This is a genomic window from Microbacterium sp. LWS13-1.2 (genome assembly GCF_040144835.1).
Classification (GTDB): domain Bacteria; phylum Actinomycetota; class Actinomycetes; order Actinomycetales; family Microbacteriaceae; genus Microbacterium.
Window position 1 is genome coordinate 2,995,729 of the sequence record NZ_CP151632.1, and the last position, 20,030, is coordinate 3,015,758.

Sequence of the window (20,030 nt, forward strand, 5' to 3'; positions counted from 1 at the left end):
TGCGTTATTCATCCGATTACTGTTGGCGGGAATGCGCACCGTGCGACGCTGCGCGCAATGCCTATCCAACGGAGGACGTAGACATGCTCAATCGCTTCAAGCACAGCCCCGGCGGCGAGGTTGCCTCGCGCCCACAGCGGCGCCCGCGGGACCCGCGAGGGCGGGCGTCGATCGCGCTTGCCACGTCGGTGGCGCTCGTTGCGGCTACGGTTGCGATGACCCCCGCCGCCACTGCTGCACCGGAGGATAGCGCTGGGTCGGAAGTGCTCGTGCACTACGACATGTCGTTCGAAGGTGATGTCCTCAAGGACGTGTCGGGCCGCGGGCTCGATGCCCGCCTCGTGGGACTGAGTGCGGCTGACTTCGTCACGGAAGGTGACGATCACGCGCTCAAGTTTAATGGAACGGGTTATGTCGAGCTCCCGAACTTCATCGGCAGCGAACAGGCGGTCGTCATCGAACTGCGCTACCAGGTCGGCACGCGAAACAACGAGGGCCTGTTCTCGACGGGTACGAGCAGTTCGCAGAACCACCTCCGCTTCCATCCGCTCGTCACCGGACAGGCGGTGTGGGAGTCGAGATTCGGAAGCCGCTGGGCAAAGATTCAGGGCCCCGTGACATATGCGTCCGGTGCCTACGCCACATCGACGGCCGTGCTCAAGAACGACGGATCGTACGACGCGTACGTCAACGGCGCTCTCCTCGGAAGCGCGACCATGGGCACCACTGCGCCCCAGCTGAACAACGGCACCGCGGTCTTCGGCTATCTCGGTCGTCCGGTCTGGGCCACCGACCCTTATTTCACCGGCACCGTCACCGACGTCATCGTCCGCAAGCAGGTATCGACCCCGCCGCCGCCGAGCACCAACAGCAAAGTCGTCTCGACCACCTTCCCCACGAAGTCGTTGAACGCGCGCACGTGGTGGCGAGCCGGGATGGTCACCGGAAACGGAGAGAACGGTGCCGTGATCGCGGGGAACCCGCTCGCCGACTCGATCATCTACCAGAACATGGCACTCAATATGCCGACCAACGACAAGCGCGAGACGCCCGACCTGGCGTCGTACCTGCCGGGAGTGCGGCAGCAGCTGTTCAACGGTCAAGACCCACGGATCGACTCGTCGTGGGCCCTCCAGTTCGACTACACCTACCATCCCGCCCACGAGTTGAATCTCAGACCCAAGGCTTCCGGTGCGCTCGCAGGAAATTGGCGGTGGACCGACTACGAGACAGGTGAGGTCGGCGTGAACTACGTCGACGCCCAGGGGGAGTGGGAGCGCACGACGTTCGCCTCTCGACCCGACAATGTCGTCGTCACTCGACTGTCGAGTTCATCCACGGGAGCCAAGGTCAACCTCGACTTCGATATCGCACCCATCGACGAGATGGCTGTCGAAAACGGCACCCTCAACACGGAACTGCGCTACAAGCAGTTCGTCGACCCCGAAGGCGACTACATCGGCCAGGTCGCGCACTACCCGTCGTTCGCCAACAGCGAGCTCAAGGATGGTGGATTCGCCGGTGTGACGTACGTCGTCATCAAGGGTGGCGAGAAGGCACCGTACGAGGTCGCCAAGCCGCTCGGCGCCCGCGCAGTGCCCGGCTCGAAGTACTACGGCATCTCGATCACCGAAGCCGACGAGGTCTTCCTCATCACGAAGTCCGCACGTGACAAGAACCTGGGCGCGATCGAGGAGTTCGCCGCGCAGCAGGACTTCGCCGTGGTCGACAAGTTGCGCGAAGACATCCAGGCGGTGATCTCCAAGCCGGAGTATGTCGTCGGCGGCGCATTGGACTACGACGCTCTGCTCGCGCCGCACGCCGCCGTCCAGGGCGAAGAGTTCGATGCAGTCAAGCTGGACCTGCCCGGCGCGGACGCCGATGCCGCCCTGACCAACGAAGCGCTCATCGCCAAGCAGCAGCAGAACGCCGGGGCTCTCAACCCTGCGATGGTCGAGCGCGCGTTCAACGCTGGCCGCTACGCGACGATCAGCTCGAGCGGGTTCAGCACTCCTCGCCTCGGCGGCATGTGGACAGGTGCCTGGAACTCCGCCTGGCAGGCCGACTGGACGACGGACGCGAATGTCAATCTGCAGATCGCCGGTGCCAACATCGGCAACCTGCCGACGCAGATCGAGGGCTACGCCAACTTCATCCTGCGCATAGCTCCGGATTGGGAGACCAATGCCGAGAAGATCTACGGCATGACGGACGCCTTGTTGGCGCCGCCGCGCACCGACTCCGACCGAGCCGGCCTCGTCCACTTCACCGGCAATGGCGGTGCGTATCCGTTCGAGTACTGGAACGCCGGTGCCAGCTGGCTCATCCTGCCTCTCTACGAGCACTGGAAGACGCACGGCGACGCCCGGATCCCGTTGGCCGACGACATCGACGTGAGCTCGTTGGCTTCCGTGCTGAGCCTTGACGAGACCGACCTCACCGCGGCCGAGCTCGCGGTGATCGAGGATCGTGGATACCTCCGCCTCGTCGAGGACCTGCTGCTGCCGCTCCTGCGCAAGCAGTCCAACTTCTGGGAGCAGTTCGTCGACCCTCAATATTATGGCGACGCCACGCAGGAGGCGCGCTTTCAGCAGGGCAAGACAGAGCTCGCCACCGGCGAGCATTACCTCCTCCTCCCGTGTTACTCGCCTGAGAACCGTCCTCTCGGCGGCAACTCCTCCATCGCGATCAACTGCACGATGGACATCGCGGCAGCGCGTGATGGTCTGCGGATGACGGCTGAGGCTGAGAAGTACGTGAACGGAGGGGATTCTGCGAGCGCGAGTCGCATCGCCGGCTGGGAGGCACTCAGCGCCAAACTTCCGCCCGCGACCTCCGACGCCACGGGCGCGCTTCGGGAGTGGTCGCTCAGCCGGTACACCGAGCAGCACGCTCACCGTCACGTGAGCCACGCGTACTTTGCCTGGCCGGCGCACGACCTGACCCCCGAGATCAGTAAGGGGCTGAAGATCGCAATGGAGTTGCGCAAGAGCACCGCTGGCGACAAGCAGTCCGGCCACGGCTGGCTCCACATGGGCCTGGTCGATGCTCGTCTGAAGAACCCCGAGGGGACGACGGAATCGCTGCTGGCGCTCCTCGGCGGCAGCGCGTACTACTCGAGCTTCACAACCAACCACAACGTGAACGGTGCCTCGGCCTACGCGTCCGACATCCTCAACACCGTCCCGACGCTGCTGCTCGAGACACTCGTGTACTCCGACGAGGGCAAGGTCGACGTTCTTCCTGCGCTCCCCGCCGGGATGAACGCGGGCTCCATCTCGGGCTCGATGGCACGAACCCAGGCCGAGGTCACGAATCTCGAGTGGGACGTCGACGCCGGCTCGGCCACCGTGACGATCACCTCGCAGCGAGAGCAGACGATCGAGGTCAGCAGCGGAATCCCATGGGCCTCGGCCGACATCGACGGCGAGACGGTGCGCAATGCCGGAGCACCCCTGAAGGTCTCGTTCGACGCGGACGAGAGCAAGACGATCTCGTTCGCCCTCGGCGAGCCGGAACCGAGCGAGTTGGACGTTGACGTCGTTGTGGCCACCCGATGTGTGGCGGGCAAGGTCGTCGTGACACCGCGCGTGGTGAACAACGACACGGTGCCCGCCGCGATCGTGATCCACACCGAGTTCGGCGAGAAGTCGTTCGCCTCTGTGGCTCCGGGAGCCTCGGTCTCGGGGGCCTTCTCGACTCGTCAGGCATCCATCGCGGGTGGTGAAGTCGTGACTACTGCGACCGCGGCCGATCGCAGTCTCACGTCGCGCACGTCGACATACGAGGCGGTCTCCTGCGGCTGATGGCTCAGTGTCGGCGCCCGGTTGCTCAGTCAGCCGGGCGTCGACGCACGTGTCGGCAGCCTTTCGTGACTCCGTGTTCTCCCTGCAAGTGGCAACACTTGATGGTTCCGACGAGGTGCCCAAGGGCGTGCCGGTTCGGAAGAGGGGCTCGGTCGTTTGAGTTCTGCTGGCTCGTGCCGCGCGAGTGGCTCGCGCGGCAAGAGAGGGATGACATCGCTCCAGACTTTCGAGGTGCAGACCGACCCTGTTACGGTATACATCATACGAAAGCGAATCTTCGCGTTCATGTGGGGGCGCACCAACGGCGGGTGCCCTGGTATCGAGGGAGATCCATGAAGAAGTCCCAATCGATGAGCTTCCGAGCTCTCGCGGCCGCAGGGGCGGTGGCAGTGATTCTCGGAACGCTGGTGCCCGCGGCATCTGCCCAGGCGACGGGGGCGGCGGTGAAGATGGCCGCAGCCACTCCTGCCGGAGGCGGTTACATCGACCCCTGGGGTGACAACGGGGACGGTACCTACACCAACCCGGTCCTGGGGACGGACTATGCGGATCCGGACGCGATCCGGGTCGGGGACGACTATTGGGCGGTGACGTCGACGTTCGTCGACGCTCCAGGTGTCTCAGTCATCCACTCCAAGGACATGGTCAACTGGAAGACCGTCGGCGCCGGGTTCGATGACATCACCAAACTCGGTGGAACCACGACGTTCAACAGCTTCAGCAATTACGGCGCCACTCGTTACAACTGGACGGGGATGTCCGAGTACAACAGAGGGGTCTACGCGCCGTCCATCAAGTACAACCCCCTGAACAAGACGTTCTACATCGCCGTCAACACAGTGACCGGCGGCATGTTCGTGGCCTCGACGAAAGACCCGGCCGGGCATTGGGATATGCGCATCCTGAAAGACCAGTTCGGGCGCGACCTCGTCACGTCGGCCTGGACCGACCCGACGCTCTTCTTCGACGAGAAGTACGACGCACAGGGCCAGCTCGTCGACGTCGACGTGTTCTTCGCGGCGGCCCACGTGGCGGGGACGAGCGGTTCTGACAAGAGCGACCCACTGCAGCCGGACGTTCGCGGCAACGTGCTGTTCACCGTGGACGACGACGTGACGACGCTCACGAACGCCGACATGAGCAAGTATGACCTTACATACACCAACTCATCGGGCGCACAGGTGACGCTTGCCGGGCAAGGCCTGATCGGCGGCGACCTCTTCGGTGGGAAGCGTGCCGGCCCGGAGTGCAACAAGATCTACAAGCGGGGGGATTACTACTATCTCTTCTACTGCGACTTCCAGGGCAGGAAGAACAACCTGAACGAGGATGGCCTCAGCGGCGCGGGGTCGTACATGCTGCGATCCAAGAACCTCTACGGCACCCTGACGGACGGGACGCCGGGCAGCCCGGGTAACGTCGGGACATATGAGGTCAAGTACCTGGCGAACGACACGCTTCCGCTGCAGGGCGGCTTCATCGACACCCCCGACGGCGAATGGTACTTCTTCGCTCAGAAGAACGACGGGACCCAGGGTGGCGCGCGCGGACGTCAGGCGCACCTTCTGCCGGTCGACTGGCCGATCGACGGCTGGCCGGTCCTCGGCCGCCAGCTGGACGCCAACGGGCTCGGCACGATGGTGTGGACGGCACCGAAGCCGGTCGTTCGTGACGTCGAGAAGGACGCCTCCGGCAACGACACCTACCCGGGTATCCCGACCGGCTCACCCAAGACCTATCCGATCACGAGCCCGCAGGGCGGCGATGACTTCACCGACGGTACGCTCGACATCCGATGGATGTGGAACCACCAGCCGCGTTCGGGCTACTGGAGCCTCACGGAGCGACCCGGCTGGATGCGACTGAAAGCGTTCAACACCACTAACCGCGCCGGCAACTTCTTCCTGGCGGGCGACACGCTCCATCAACGCCATCTGGGCTCTGATCAGACCCAGGGCGCCATTCGACTCGACATCAGTCGGATGACGGATGGGCAGCGCGCCGGGCTCGTGCACTTCAACGGCGGAACGCAGTCCAACGCCATTGCGGTGCAGCGCAACTCGGGCGCCAACCGGATCATCACGGAGTCGAACAACAACGTCTCCGCCGTCGCCGATCTGCCTGCAGGCGTCACCGTGGTGGACCTGATCTCCCGCACCGATCGCGACCAGAACGTCGCCTATTACTACAGTGTGGACGGTGGCGCGAGCTTCCAGCTCGCCGGAACTCAGAAGCTCACAGCCTTCGGGGGATACCGCGGCGACCGGATCGGCATCTACAGCTACAACGACGCGTACGTCGACAGCAATTCCGACAGCCGCAACGATGCAGATGGAGCCCTGCCGGGGTCGGTGGACGTTGACTTCTTCCGCTATGAGGCATCTGCCCCGAAGGTCGAAGGGACCGGTTTCCTCAAGAGGGGATCGGTGTACTTCACGAACGCAGGACAGACGTCAGAGATCGAGTTCTACCGCCATGACGCGAACGGGCAGACGCAGCGGGTCTCGAACACCGAGCTGACCGCCTCGTCCGCGGCGTCCGACATCGCCACCGTGACGAATGGTGTCATCCGCCCGGGCACCAGGTCCGGGACGACCACGATCACGGTGGCGTATCAGGGGCAACCCTACGTCGCGGACGTGACCGTTGATCTCACCGTGCCGACGCCGATCCTGAACTACTCGTTCGACGGCGACGCTGGTACGAAGATCACCGACTCCTCGGGCAACGGATTCGATGGAACGTATGTCGCCCCATCTTCGGTCGCCTTGGTTCCCGGTGTCCACGGTACCGCCGTGAACCTCTCTGGAGGCGCACGCACGAACACGGCCGCGCCCTACATCACCATGCCGAACGGGGTGCTCGATGGCGTCGGAGGATTCACCGTGTCCGCGTGGGTTCGGTGGACCGACTCGTCCACGTCGTACGCCAATCTGTTCTGGCTCGGCGGCGCGGGAACCGGCGGCGGATCCAACCGCTACCTCTACATGACCCCTCGCGGTCCCGGATCGTCCTACGCCGTGGGTCTCAAGCCGACCAACACCGCGTCCGAGGCGCGCGCTCAGGACAGCAATGGCGCGCTGCCCACAGGCAAGTGGACGCATGTCGCCGTCGTGGTGAACCCGGCGAACAACACCACGACGATCTTCCGCGACGGGGTGGCCGTCGCCGGTACCAACAGCAGCGCGACGGGAGCCGCGCTGTTCCAGACGGGGGCCGCTCAGACAGGGCAGATCGGGCGTTCACAGTTCGCCGATCCGTTCTTCGGGGGTGACATCGACGACTTCCGGATATACGGCTCCGCGCTCAACGCGAGCCGAGTGGGAGAGCTCGCCGACGCCGCGGCACCGTCCTTGACGACGGTGCTGGACCCGGCCGCTCCGGACGGCGAGAACGGATGGTACGTGGGTGCAGTGTCCGCGAAGGCGCTGGCCTCCGATGCCCAGACCGGAATCATTCGCCTCGAGTACCGCACGGACTCGTCCGACACGTGGACCTCGTACGAGTCGCCGCTTCCTGCACCGGAGGGGACGACGGCGTTCGAGTTCCAGGCTGTGGACGGCGGAGGGAACACGGCGAGCTCGACTCTGACGGTCAAGCGCGACGCAACCGCACCCGTGGCTTCTCTCTCCGAGGGCGAAGCCGGCGCTGTGACCTTGCAGGCGACCGACGGCGGGTCCGGCGTGGCACGTGTCGAGTACCGTCTCGGCGAATCCACGAGCTGGCAGCAGTACTCGGGACCGATCACCACGACGGAGGGCATCGTCTACCGCGCCAGCGACAATGCAGGGAACATCTCCCCTGAGCAGACGCACGTGCCCCCGGCTTCACTGGTGTCCGCCGCGGCCGGCGTGCGATGCGTGGCGGGGAGCGTGGTCGCGGTGATCAAGGTGAGGAACGAGGCCTCCGAGAGCGTTAATGTGGAGGTGGTGACGCCCTGGGGCACCAAGACCGTGTCGTCGCTGGCGTCCGATCAGTCGGCATCTCTGAGCTTCACGACGCGATCACCGATGGTCGAAGGTGCGTCCGTGGATGTGAAGGCCACGGGAATCGCATCGCTGCGGACGACCGCGACGAAGATTGTGATCCCCGATCTCCGCTGCGGATGAGACATCTTGTTCTCAAGGACTGTTGACGCTAACATGGTGTGACTGTTGACGCTAACATTGCGGCTGCGGAGCCCGGACCCGACGGGCGTGTACTTCGAGGACGAAATACCAGGCGATTGGACAATCGTCGCTGACATCCAGGGCGGCATGGGTGCCGCAGGAGAGATCGGAGAGATCAATGAAGATGAGCAAGTCGTTCGCCGCGCGCGTCGCAGTGGCCACAGCGGGTGGAGCCCTCCTTGCGGGTGTCGCCGGCGCGGCCTTCGCCGCTCCTATCGACGATGACGACGTGACGGTAAACGTCGAGGTGGCGCCCCAGGAGCCTGTCGGCGCGCTGAGCCTGACCGTCGCGGCCGACTCCACGGCCCTCACGGAGGGCACTGCGGAGACGGACGGCACGCGGGTGTTCGACGGCGTCCTCCCGACGGTGACCGTGTCGGACGACCGGGGTGCAGCACCCGCCGAGAACTACTGGTACGTCACCGGGCAGTCGTCGGTGCTCGCGGGGCCCGCCGGTGCGAGCATTGGCGCCGACAAGCTTGGATGGGTTCCCGCGCTCGTTTCGGGCGATCCGGCACAGGTGGCGCCCGGCGAGGAAGTCGTCACCTCTCTCGACGAGCCGACCATCGGCACCGGTGCGACGGCGAACAACGTCGGTCTCGTCGGCGAGGAGCTCCTCGCGATCGCAGCGAACGTCGAAGGAGAGCTCACCCCCGGTGTCTGGTCAGCCAATGCGGCACTGAAGCTCAAGACGCCAGCGGACCAGGCGCCCGGAGCCTACTCAGGCACGATAACCCTCACGCTGTGGGAAGACGCGATCTGAGCCCGACCGCGTGATCCGGTCTGGATCGGGCCGGGGTCGCGTGTTGTGGCCCCGGCTCTCCCCTTTGGATCCCCTCATGCCACAACACATCCCTCACGTGCGGGCGCGATGGCGTCTCGCCGCCATCGTCGGCGCGATCCTGGCGATGTTCTTCGTCGCATCGCCAGCGTTCGCCGCCGCCAACGACGATTCTGCGGAACCGGACATCCGATGGTCGGTGGCGCCCGCCGACGCCGACGGGCCGGATGCTCGCACCTCCATCGAGCGCACGCTGGACCCGGGCGAATCGGTCGACGACTTCATCGCAGTGCGCAACATGAGCACGGAGAATGTGACCTTCGATCTCACCGCCGCCGATGGCTTCTTCACGAGAACGGGGCGGTTCGACATCCTTCCAGGCGACCGGGATTCGGTGGCCGCCGGGACCTGGATCACGATCGCCGATTCGGTGGCCGTGCCTGCGGGGCAGACGGTCGTGGTGCCGTTCACCATGCAGGTGCCCGAGCAGGCGGAACCCGGCGACCATGCCGCCGGCATCACGGCATCCGTCCTGTCGGTGCAATCAGCCGACGACGGCACGGCGGTCGGCGTCGAGAGCCGTGTGGGTCTCAAGGTCCTCACACGCGTGACCGGTCAGATCATCTCGGCGGCGGAGGTGCAGGAGTTCGTCGCCGAGTACATCCCTTCGTGGAATCCGTTCCGTCCAGGACAGATGACCGTGGAGTTCGACGTCGTCAATGACGGCAACACGCGCCTTGTGGCCAGCGGCACCGTCGAGGCCGGTGGGCAGAGCGCCGACTACCCAGCCGCCGGCGAGATTCAGCAACAACTCCTGCCCGGCGACGAGCGCACTCTCACCGCCGCTGTTGACAATGTGTGGCCGACATTCCTCATTCCGACGACTGTCACCCTGGATGCCGAGGTGCTGACCGTCGACGGGGCAACGCCGGAGTTTCAGCCGGTGACGGCTCAGGTGGTGGTCTGGGCGGTGCCCTGGCCCCAGCTTGTGCTGCTGTCGGGAGCGGGACTCGTCGTCGGCGCGCTGCTGTGGGGTCGGGTCCGTTCGCGACGCCGGGTGAGTTCGCTGATCGAGGAGGCCCGGGCGGCCGGGCGCCGTGAGGCGTCCGAGGGTGGAAGTAGATGATGCCCAGGGCGAAAGACGACCTCACGCACTATTCGGAGTGGCGCTCGCCGCATTGACGGAACCGACCGCATCCGCGAGGCGCCGGGATCAGTCAGTGAAGCATCGCCGACACAAGCGACCCATTCATCCGATGCATGCAGTTCCTGATGGTGTGTTGGGGTGCGCAACGAGAATGAAGGAAGCCGATCCGCGACGCGAAATTCCCCGAAGTTCCGGGCTTCTCGGTGTCCGTCGGCATCGCGCCACTGAGAATCAGCGCTCCTGTCTTGTCTCAGCCAAGACGCTAAACATATGATGTCTAACAAATTGCCAACTGCCGTCTCAGTGACAAGACGAGACGCGAACTCCGAAAGGTCACCTCATGCTCAATGTCGAGCGTTCCCAATCCGGCTGGCGTGCGTGGCGGCTGAGGGCCGTGGTGGCGGCGTTGGTTGTCGGCTCCGGCGTCGCGGTCACTCCCATCACCGCACAGGCTGCCTCCGCAGCGGACACCGCCCTATACGTCGCACCGAACGGCGATGACTCGGCTGACGGTTCCATCGACGCGCCGTTTCGCACGATCGAGCACGCACGCGACATCGTGCGCACGCTGAACAGTGGCATGACAGGCGACATCACGGTCTACCTGCGTGGCGGGACGTATCCAGTACGCGAGACCGTGCAGTTCGGAGCGCAGGACTCGGGCCAGAACGGCCACCGCGTGATCTATTCGGCGTACGCGGACGAGGTACCCGTGCTCGAGGCCGGGGTGCCGGTGACGAGCTGGACTCAGCACGACGGCAACATCTGGGAGGCGCCGCTGGAGCGTGCCGACAAGCTGCGTGCCCTGTACGTCGACGGATCCCGCGCGTTCATGGCGAGCAAGACGGTACAGTCGGCCGGATGCTACGGCACCTACACGGTGACCGCGGGGCAGGCGCCGTGGGCGTGGGAGTCCGGCTCGAAATGCGACGGCGCGGCGTACGCCCTCGGTGACGTCCCCGAAATCCCTCGGAATGCCCAGGATATGGAGCTGACCACCGCGACGACATGGTCAACGGCGATCACCGGCATCCGCGGCGTGACGACGTCGTCCGACGGGACGAAGCGAGTCGCCCTGTTCCAGCAGCCGGGGGCCGCGATCGCACAGGCCGCCGCCTACGCGCCGCTGCAGGCCACCGGCACGCACGTCCTCTCGAACGCCTACGAGTTCCTTGACCAGCCGGGCGAGTTCTTCTTCGATCGCGAGGCCCAGAAGGTGTACCTGTACGCCGCTGCGGGTACCGACCCGTCGACGGCCTCGATCTACGCACCGAACAACGTCGAGACGGTCCTCGACATATCCGGGACCGACCGGGCTAACCGCATCCATGACGTCACCTTCACCGGCATCACGATGCGCCACTCCGACTGGAACCTCACCCAGATCGACGGATCGTCGTTCAAGCAGACCCAGCAGGGCAACACCGTCAACCTGGCCTTCACTCGGAAGAACTTCCACGTCTACACGTACCGCAACATCCAGGTGGAACCCGGAGCGGTCGAGGTCAACAGCGCGTCGAACATCGACTTCATCCGCAACCGTGTCGAGCACACGGGAGCCGACGGCATCCAGTTCGTGAACGACGTCGTCGACTCGCGCATCGAGGGCAACGTCACGAACGACATCGGGGGCACTGCACTCAATGTCGGCGACCCACAGCACGTGTACATCGGCGACGGCACGTCGAGCAATGGCGAACATTACGCGCCGAACGTTGAGGGCGCCCCGACGAACATCTCGGTGCGCAACAACTATTTCTACGACAGTGCGGTGCTGTTCTGGGGCTCGGCTGCGATCTCGGGATACTTCCTGGACACCGTCGCCTTCGAGAACAACCGTATTGAGAAGACCTCCTGGGCGGGCATTTCGATGGGCTGGGGATGGCACAACTTCGACGGAGGCACCCAGTCGGTCAACCCGGGTAACCCGACGACTGTGGCGCGCAACAACAGCATCCAGCGCAACGAGATCATCGACACGATGCAGTTCCTGAGTGACTCCGGTCCCATATACACCCTCGGCAGCCAGCCAGGCAGCGTGATCGACGACAACTACGCCCGCGGCATCCGCCCAGGACACACGTACGGCCTGCACCCCGACGAAGGATCGGCGTTTATCACATACAACGACAACGTCATCGAAGCCGATCGTGGCATCAGGTACGTCATCAACTCCGGCACCTGGGGCTACCAGCACGATCTGCAGATCCACAACACGTGGGGGCCGACTAACTCGATCTTCGACCGGAACGTCCCGAACAGCACCATCGACGCCATCCGGGTCGTGCCCGACTTGGTGTGGCCACTCCAGGCCTACGCCGTCGCCGCCGGGGCAGGTATACAGTCGCCGTACCGCGACATCCTCTCCTCCGTCGCGACGACCGCGGACTTCGCTCTGCCGGCTAGCGTCCTGGCACCGGAGGGGATGCCGTCGGTGGCGGTGCGCGGCGTCGGCGACGCGACCCGGACGATGTGGCTGGCGCCCGCGGGGACGACATCGTTCGCGACATCGGCCACGATGACCTCGGCTGCCGGAGACGCCACACAGATCCCGATGCCGTCGACGAACGGCAGCTACAAGCTCTACGTCGTCGACGCAGACGGGACCGTCGCCGGCCCCTCGAACGCGACGGTCGTACGCACGGGACCGCGCGCGGTCAATCAGACGCTCACCCAGGTCTCCGCGAGCAAGTGCCTCGACCTGCCCGGCGCCACCACTCTGAACGGAGCCCGGCCCGCGCTGTATACATGCAGCGGCGCGCCGAATCAGTTGTTCACCCTCACCGCGCAATCGGAGATCAGCGTCTACGGCAACAAGTGCCTGGATGCCGCGAGCAGCGGAACGACTCCGGGAACCGCCGTCGTCATCTGGGACTGCAACGGCGCCGCGACGCAGAAGTGGCTCGTGAACGCTGACGGCACGATCAAAGCAACGTCGTCGAGTCTGTGCCTGGCGACCGTGAACTCCGGCACGGGCAACGGGACGCGCGTGGAACTCGCCACCTGTTCGTCGACGGCGCCCGCCCAGAAGTGGAGCTTCCCGCCGTCGCCCGACACCGTGTGGACCCCGGGCGTTGCCACTGCCGTCAGCCGCTGCGTGGCAGGCGCCGTCTATGTCGCCGTCACCGTGCGGAACGATTCGGACGAAGCCATCACGTGGAAGGCCACCTCCGCATGGGGTTCCAAGCCGGGGTCGACGTTGGCCGCGGGCAAGGCGACCTCGGCCACCTTCGCCACGAGGTCGTCCACGGTGGAGACCGGCACTGTCGACGTCGAGGTCACGGGCAGCACGTACGGTCTGACGCGCACGATCAAAGCCACCTATCCCGCGCTTTCCTGCGGTAGCTGACATGGCTTCGGAAGGGTGGGTCCGGCTGTCGCCGGATCCGCCCTTCCCAAACCTTCTCTCGGTGCGTCCCGTGGGAGTCGCCGTCGCTATGCCGGCGTCGTGCACCAACGTGTGCAGCTGGATGGCGGGGATACCCACCGAGAGGGCGGACAGCTCGGTCCCGATGCCGTCACGTGCCGGAAGTGCGCGCACTCGGCAGGCGTCGCGAACAGTGCCCCATAGTCCCGCGCGGACAGCCCACGCCCCGCAGCGGGAACCCGTCGGTGGGATAGGGCATGTTCACCGGCATGATTCGGGCCGAGGCGAAGTCGATAGGTGTTGAGCAGCACCCGGGCTTCCTCACAGGAGAGCGGCCACGATCTTGGTACCTCCAAGGTTCGCAGCGAGCACGGCGTGCAACAGCTCACTCCGCTCGGGCGCTGGACGGTTCGCTGGATGGGTGAGACGCCAGCGGAAGGAAGGCATGCGTCGGGATGGCATGTGCGAAGGGTGTCCCCGCCACGAATCGTTCGACCTCGCGGACGGCTGACGCGCCGAGCCGTCGCAGCTCGTTGCCCATCGAGCCGGCCAGATGCGGCGTAAGGAACACGTTCGGCAAGGCGTACAGCGGGTGTCCGACAGGAAGTACATCAGGCTCGGTGACATCCAGCACCGCGGAGATCCGGCCGGTGGACAGTTCATCCACGAGTGCCCCTTGGTCAACCAGCGCGCCTCGCGCCGTGTTGATGAGCGTGGCGTCGTCGGGCAGCGATGCCAGAACGCTGCGAGATACCATGCGGCGTGTCTGCGGGATGTCGGGGGCGTGGATCGACAGGATACGGCTGCGCCGCGCGAGTTCTCGGAGGTCGTCGATGAGCTCGACTCCGAGTTCCTCTGCCTGCGGCGCAGGGAGGAAGGGGTCGTACACCAGCACCTGGACGTCATAATCCTGCAGCTTCTTGATGACCAGGGCACCGATGGTCGATGCGCCGATGATGCCGACATTGGTTCCGGCGAGGCCCGTGTGCGGGAACTCCGCCTCCCGGTCGATGAACCGCTGCTCGCGTCGGTACAGCTCGGAAGCACCGAACGCGCCCTTCGCCGCCAGCGTGATCATGGCGACGGTGTACTCGGCGACGGGGATGGCGTTGGCCCAGCGGCCCGAGGACACCTGGAGCTCGCGGCGGGCGGCGGCCGCGGTGTTGAGGAAGTCAATGCCTCCGCCCCAGTGCACGATCGCCCGCAAGCTCGGGAACCGGTTCAGCGCCCGCTCGTCGAGAATCGGTGCTCCCCACCCGGTGATGAGCAGCTCCACGTCGCTGGCTGCAGCATCGGCAGCCTGGACACCTCGCGGGTCGTCGATGTCGATGTCAAGCAGAGCCGACAATCGCGTCCGCTCGTCGGGCCCGAACACGAAGGGGGCGAGCTCCGGGGACATTCCGAACGCGGCCCTGACGCGCCGACGTTCGGACAAAACCGGTGTCCGCTTCCCCTCGTTGGTGACGCGTGGGCGCCCGGCGTCGTCGGGAATGACCGGCGTGCGCAGCTCATGAGGCGTGGTCATGATGCGTCTCCTCCGTCCTGCAGGTTCGGCCGGGTCGAGCGGCCCGCGGTGCGACGGAGTGGACAGGTCATCCTTTGAGCCCGGCGTTGGCCAGTCCCTGCACGAAGTAGCGCTGGGCGAGGATGAACAGGAGGATCATCGGCAGAGTGGCCAGGGTGGCGCCGGCCATGAGGTAGGTCCATTGGATATTGAGCGGGTCCTGGGCGAAGATCGCCAAGCCGAGCTGGAGCGGGCGGAGGTCCTGCGAGCGGGTGGACACCAGCGGCCAGATGAAGCTGTTCCAGGCCGCCTCGATCTGAAAGACGGCGATCGTCACCAGAGCAGGGCGAACCAGCGGCACCATGATGCGTGCGAAGATGCCGAACTCGTTGACGCCGTCGATGCGGGCTGCCTCGCCGAGCTCGGGTGGCAGCGTGACGAAGAACTGCCGGGCGAGAAAGATGTAGAGCGGTCCCATAGCAAGCGGGACGATGAGACCCCACCAGCTGTCGAGCCACCCGTTGCCACCCTGCCCGAAGATGTCGTTGCCCCCGAACAGCGGGATCTGCTTGACGACGAGAAAGAGAGGCACGATGACCACCTGGAACGGCACCATGAGCAGTACGATGACGTAGCCGAGCAGCATGCCGCGCCCGCGGATCGGCAGCTGGGCGAGCGCGTAGCCGGCGGCCGTGGCGAAGACCAGGGTCAGCAGCGTCTGCCCGATGGTGAGGATGAGGCTGTTGCGGAAGTAGTCGATGAACGGTGCGGCGCTCATCGCCTCGGCATAGTTGTCCCAATGCAGCTCCGCGGGAAACCAACTGAATGTGGTCACCTCGGCGGGGGACTTCAGCGATGTGAGGATCATCCAGACGAAGGGCACGACCATCGCGACGGCACCGAGTGTGAGAGTGATGTAAAGCAGCGCGCGACCAATGTAAGAGCCGACGTTTCGGCGGCTGCTTGCGTAGCGGATGACTTCAGTGACCACTGGAGCTGCCCTTCTGAAGACGCAGGCCGGCGAGGATGAAGATGCCGATCAGGATAAACATGAACACCGACTCCGCCGACGCCAGCCCGAAGTGGAGACCGGAGAACGCGTTCTCGTAGATGTCGTAGACCAGGACGCGAGTCGAGTTCGCGGGACCACCCTTGGTGGTGACGTAGACCAGGTCGAACACCTGGAACGAGGCGATGATCGAAGTGACGAGCACGAAGAAGTGCGACGGGCCGAGTGCCGGCCAGGTCACGTTCCAGAACGTCTGCCAGTTGTTGGCACCATCCAGGCGGGCCGCCTCCAGGAGGGCGGGGTCGACGCCTTGGAGTGCGGCGAGGTAGATCACCATCTTCGTTCCGAGGCCCTGCCAGATGCCGATCATGGCTAGCGACGCCAGCGCGGTGTCGGGGGAGGTGAGCCACCTGGACGGCGGCAGACCGAACAGGCCCAGGATCTCGTTGGCGAGACCGACGTTCGGGTTGAGGATCCACAGCCAGACAGTCGCGACGGAGACCGTCGCGGTCACGACCGGGATATAGAACAGCACGCGATACAGCGACCGCGCCCGGATGCCCATATTGAGGGCCAGCGCGCCCACCAGCGCGAGCGCCATACCGAGGGGCACCACCAGCAGCGTGTAGACGATGGTGTTGACGACGGAGACCAGGAAGTCGGGGTCCTGGATCAGATCGATGTAGTTCTGGAACCCGATGAAGATGGGCGGCGAGAAGAGGCCGTAGTCGGTGAAGCTCAGCACGGCGGCCGCGACCAGAGGGACGCCGAGGAAGATGGTGATATTGAGGAAGGCGGGGGCCAACATGATCCACCCTGCGCGCCGCTGCGAGCGGATCAGCCCGCTCGCCCGGGGGCGACGGCGCTGCGGCTGCTGCTCGACGAGCGTCGCCGCGCTCAGCGCGATCGCCTCGTTCTGTTCGATGCTCGACGCCATCGTGGGAGCCTTTCAGTGCGCGGTTGGAGTTCGGGGCGAGTTCGGGTTCCTCGCCCCGAACTACAACCGGTCGTTACTTGGACTGCTCGGACAGACCGGCCAGCACGTCCGCGGACGACTCCTGGCCGAGGATCGCCTTGTCCAGTTCAGTGGCGAACACGTTCCGCAGGTCCAGCCAGTTTTCGGCGCCACCCTCGAACACGACGTTGTCGAGGTTCTCGTACGCAAACGTGCTCGCGGGGTTGCCCTGCACGATCTCGCTGTCGCCGGCATCCGCCGCGGCGGGCACGGCGAAGTTCAGCTTCGCGATGCTGGCCTCGGCCTCTGGCGTCGACATCGCCTCGATGAAGCCCCATGCGGCTTCGGGAAGCCTCGTGGTTGAGCCGATCGACGCGAGCTGGCCACCTGAGAACATCGCTTCGCGCTCGTCGTCCAGGTTGAAGAAGACGAGATCGTCGCAGACCTCCTGGGTGACGGCCGCACAGTCGATGTACCCGCCGACGAAGCCCATCGCCGCTTCCTTGGTATACAGCAGCGGTGCACCAGACGCGGACTTCTGGCCGAAGTCGACGACCTTGCGGTCATTGATCATCTCGCCGATCCAGTCCAGCGCCTCTTCGCCCTGCGCGTTGTCGAAGTTGGGCTGGCCGCCGTCGTACAGGTCGTGGCCGAGCGCACCGAGGAGCGCGACGAAGTCTTGCCGGTACTCGCCGGGCCCGGCCCAGAAATCGAATCCAGCGCGCGTGATCTTGCCGCTGGCCTCGCGGACGGTCAGCCGCTCCGCAGCGTCAGCCAGCTCATTAAGGTTGGTGGGCGGCGAGTCGGGGTCGAGGCCCGCCTCCTCGAACGCCGACCGGCTGAGGGCGAGAGGCTTGGGGCCCATCACCAGCGGGTAGGCGTAGACGGAGTTGTTGTACTCGACGGCGGGCACGACAGCAGGGTTCGCCTCCTCTGCGAGTGTGTCGGGTGTGACGCCGAACTGACCGAGGTCGAGGAACGCCTTCTGCGACGCGAACGGAGGGATCCAGCCGACACCGGTGACGAGGACGTCGTACGGTTGGCCACCGGCGATCGAGGTCGAGATCTTCTCGTTCAAGTTGCCGAACGTGGCGAAGTCGGGTTCGACCTCCACGTTCGGATAGGTCTCCTGGAAGACTTCCACGATCGCGTCGAACGCGGCCGTGCCTTCATTGCTTGCCGGAAAGCTAGGCACGAGGACGCGGAGCGTTCCCGAGACGTCTTCAGGATTCTCGGTGGCTGAGAGTGTCGTACCGCTGCCGCCCGAGCAGGCGGTGAGAGTGAGTGCGGCAACGCCAGCCATGGCGAAGCCGAGAAGCCTGCTGTGCTTACGATTCTCCACGAGAACCTCCTTGTGACTGCGTGGAAAAGATGGAATGCGATTGCCAGATTAGGGAAAGCGCATCCCGAAGTCAACCGATACCTTCGCACGGTGCTGTCAGACTGGGTCGATGAGTTCCAATCTGCCTGGGCAGGCACCGCGGCCGAAGCACACCCTGTTCGGGGTGGTCTCCTTCGCCGGGAACCTCCTGACTCTCTCGATCTGCCTGGCCATTCTCTGGCTGGGCCTGGTCACCGCCGCGCCGGGCTCCGCGGCGGCACTGGCCGCACGCGAGCGGCTGACGGTGGATGGCCCGCCCGTGTCGGTGCGCGGCCTCTTCGCCGATACGGGACGCAACTTCGGACGGCTTTGGGTCTTTGGGCCCCTGCTGGCGGCCCTCGGCGCCGGCGCATGGATCGCCCTGGCGTTCTGGCTAACAGTTCCGGCCCCTGCCGGGCTCATCATGGTGACGGTCACGTTGGTGGTGGCCGTCGTCGTCTCGCTGCTCGGATTGGCGACGCCGACCGCGGGGCTTCGGGTGGGGCGGGCGGGCGAGGTGGCGCGCCAGGCGGCACAGATCGTGGCGTTGAGGCCCTGGCGAAGCATCGTCGCCCTCGCGGCGGCGGCAGCAGCGGTGGTCCTCAGCGCGCAACTCCCCGCCGTCGGCTTAGCCCTTCTCGGCGCGGCTCTCACGGAGATCGCCTTCCGCGCATGGGGACGACGGACCGAATCTTCACCGCTACGGTAGATCCAATGGACGCTTGGAAACGCTTTCCGTTAGAGTTTCCAATGGCGAATGCAACTCGCAACGAAGGAGGCCCGGATGGCACGCGCTGCGGAACGCGCTCCCCGACTTACCGACGTCGCCCGATTGGCGGGTGTGTCCCCGGCGACGGCGAGCCGGGCTCTACACGGAACGGACCGGGATGTGCGGGAAGAGAACCGCCAGAAGGTGCTCGCTGCGGCGCAGTCGCTCGGTTATGCCCCCAACATCGCCGCTCGTGCGTTCGCGCAGGGCAGGACGCGGGGGGTGTCCCTCATCGTGGGAGCAGTGCCCGACGACTACGCCAACCCGATCGTGGCAGGTGTGATGGCCGCGACCAGCCGGCGCAATCTCCCAGTGACGATCACGCCCGCGGGCGACGACGTCGACTCGATGGTGGCACAGATCCAGCAGGTGCGCGGGATGCGGTCCGAGATCCTTCTCCTCGCCGGCGGGCGACACGCCAGCGACCGCGCCAATCCGGCGCTCATTGACGCGCTGAAGCGCTTCGAATCCGAAGGCGGTCGTGCCGTGGTGATGTCGCAGCCTGGGCTCCCGTTCGACACGGTCAGCTACGACAACTTCGGCGGCGGTCACGACATGGCCGTGGCGTTGCGGGGGCTGGGATATGACCGGTTCGCGGTGATCTCAGGGCAGATGCATGCCATGACCCAACGCGACAGGGTGCAGGGGTTCATCGCCGGCCTTCAGGAATCCGGTGTCGAGCTCAGCCCCGACCGTCTGCTCACCGGCGGTTTCACCCGCGATGGCGCATACGCGATGACAGGGGAATTGCTGCGGCGGGGAATTGCCGTTGATGCGATCTTCGCTGGGAATGACTCGATGGCGCTGGGAGCCATGACGTTTCTTCGGGACGCGAATCAGCAGGGGAAGATCGCGGTCGCTGGTTTCGACGACATGGTCGCGCTTCGCGACGTCACCCCGTCTCTGACCACCGTGCATCTGCCGTGGGACGAAGTCGCCGAGCACGCGCTGGGAATGGCGATGCTGCCCCGTCAGAAGGACCCGCGCTCGGTGATGGTTCGCGGCCATGTCGTGGTGCGTGAGAGCACTCCCGCCTGCGCCGTGACGACCGCCTAAGGATCACTCCATGTGCCCGGGACAACCGCTCTCGTACCCGTCGATGCTGCTGCACGCGTTCTGACCCACCACAGGTTCCGGGTGACGCCGTACGCGCCGTCGCCATT

11 protein-coding genes are annotated in these 20,030 nt (G+C 65.4%); 7 read left to right on the top strand and 4 right to left on the bottom strand.

Annotated elements, in window-relative coordinates:
- Positions 1–215: 215 nt before the first annotated feature.
- From MRBLWS13_RS13905 to MRBLWS13_RS13925, 5 genes are all read left to right on the top strand, one after another.
- On the top strand, positions 216–3,806 hold the full coding sequence (locus MRBLWS13_RS13905) for a glycoside hydrolase N-terminal domain-containing protein (RefSeq protein ID WP_349425932.1): 3,591 nt from the start codon (positions 216–218) through the stop codon (positions 3,804–3,806).
- Positions 3,806–7,915, top strand: a complete 4,110-nt coding sequence (locus MRBLWS13_RS13910; protein WP_349425934.1) for a family 43 glycosylhydrolase — start codon at positions 3,806–3,808, stop codon at positions 7,913–7,915. The genes MRBLWS13_RS13905 and MRBLWS13_RS13910 overlap by 1 nt, the downstream gene beginning before the upstream one ends.
- Before the next feature lie 178 nt (positions 7,916–8,093).
- The gene (locus tag MRBLWS13_RS13915) at positions 8,094–8,738 is read left to right on the top strand and encodes a hypothetical protein (RefSeq protein ID WP_349425935.1); all 645 of its coding nucleotides are present in this window, start codon (positions 8,094–8,096) and stop codon (positions 8,736–8,738) included.
- Positions 8,739–8,814: 76 nt separating this feature from the next.
- The gene (locus MRBLWS13_RS13920) at positions 8,815–9,882 is read left to right on the top strand and encodes a hypothetical protein (protein WP_349425936.1); all 1,068 of its coding nucleotides are present in this window, start codon (positions 8,815–8,817) and stop codon (positions 9,880–9,882) included.
- A gap of 361 nt (positions 9,883–10,243) precedes the next feature.
- The gene (locus tag MRBLWS13_RS13925; RefSeq protein ID WP_349425937.1) at positions 10,244–13,252 is read left to right on the top strand and encodes a ricin-type beta-trefoil lectin domain protein; all 3,009 of its coding nucleotides are present in this window, start codon (positions 10,244–10,246) and stop codon (positions 13,250–13,252) included.
- A 403-nt stretch (positions 13,253–13,655) separates the two neighbouring features.
- Here the strand turns inward: MRBLWS13_RS13925 and MRBLWS13_RS13930 are convergent, their stop codons facing one another.
- The 4 genes from MRBLWS13_RS13930 to MRBLWS13_RS13945 form a co-directional block, all read right to left on the bottom strand.
- Positions 13,656–14,795, bottom strand: a complete 1,140-nt coding sequence (locus MRBLWS13_RS13930) for a hydroxyacid dehydrogenase (protein ID WP_349425938.1) — start codon at positions 14,793–14,795, stop codon at positions 13,656–13,658.
- A gap of 67 nt (positions 14,796–14,862) precedes the next feature.
- Positions 14,863–15,765, bottom strand: coding sequence for a carbohydrate ABC transporter permease (locus tag MRBLWS13_RS13935; RefSeq protein WP_349425939.1), 903 nt, complete (start codon positions 15,763–15,765; stop codon positions 14,863–14,865).
- Positions 15,755–16,720: a sugar ABC transporter permease gene (locus MRBLWS13_RS13940; protein WP_349425940.1), complete on the bottom strand. Its 966-nt coding sequence runs from the start codon at positions 16,718–16,720 to the stop codon at positions 15,755–15,757. The genes MRBLWS13_RS13935 and MRBLWS13_RS13940 overlap by 11 nt, the downstream gene beginning before the upstream one ends.
- Positions 16,721–16,793: 73 nt before the next feature.
- On the bottom strand, positions 16,794–18,080 hold the full coding sequence (locus MRBLWS13_RS13945; RefSeq protein WP_349425941.1) for an extracellular solute-binding protein: 1,287 nt from the start codon (positions 18,078–18,080) through the stop codon (positions 16,794–16,796).
- Positions 18,081–18,189: 109 nt separating this feature from the next.
- On the opposite strand from MRBLWS13_RS13945, the gene MRBLWS13_RS13950 reads away from it, so the two are divergent.
- Complete coding sequence (locus tag MRBLWS13_RS13950; protein WP_349425942.1) at positions 18,190–18,807, top strand: hypothetical protein; 618 nt, start codon at positions 18,190–18,192, stop codon at positions 18,805–18,807.
- A 75-nt stretch (positions 18,808–18,882) separates the two neighbouring features.
- Entirely contained in the window at positions 18,883–19,923 is a 1,041-nt protein-coding gene (locus MRBLWS13_RS13955; protein ID WP_349425943.1) for a LacI family DNA-binding transcriptional regulator, read from the top strand.
- The last annotated feature ends 107 nt before the right edge of the window (positions 19,924–20,030 follow it).

Coding starts and splice junctions, on each gene's coding strand:
- MRBLWS13_RS13905 (WP_349425932.1), top strand. CDS start 216: ATGACCCCCGCCGCCACTGCTGCACCGGAGGATAGCGCTGGGTCGGAA.
- MRBLWS13_RS13910 (WP_349425934.1), top strand. CDS start 3,806: ATGGCTCAGTGTCGGCGCCCGGTTGCTCAGTCAGCCGGGCGTCGACGC.
- MRBLWS13_RS13915 (WP_349425935.1), top strand. CDS start 8,094: ATGAAGATGAGCAAGTCGTTCGCCGCGCGCGTCGCAGTGGCCACAGCG.
- MRBLWS13_RS13920 (WP_349425936.1), top strand. CDS start 8,815: ATGCCACAACACATCCCTCACGTGCGGGCGCGATGGCGTCTCGCCGCC.
- MRBLWS13_RS13925 (WP_349425937.1), top strand. CDS start 10,244: ATGCTCAATGTCGAGCGTTCCCAATCCGGCTGGCGTGCGTGGCGGCTG.
- MRBLWS13_RS13930 (WP_349425938.1), bottom strand. CDS start 14,795: ATGACCACGCCTCATGAGCTGCGCACGCCGGTCATTCCCGACGACGCC.
- MRBLWS13_RS13940 (WP_349425940.1), bottom strand. CDS start 16,720: ATGGCGTCGAGCATCGAACAGAACGAGGCGATCGCGCTGAGCGCGGCG.
- MRBLWS13_RS13950 (WP_349425942.1), top strand. CDS start 18,190: ATGAGTTCCAATCTGCCTGGGCAGGCACCGCGGCCGAAGCACACCCTG.
- MRBLWS13_RS13955 (WP_349425943.1), top strand. CDS start 18,883: ATGGCACGCGCTGCGGAACGCGCTCCCCGACTTACCGACGTCGCCCGA.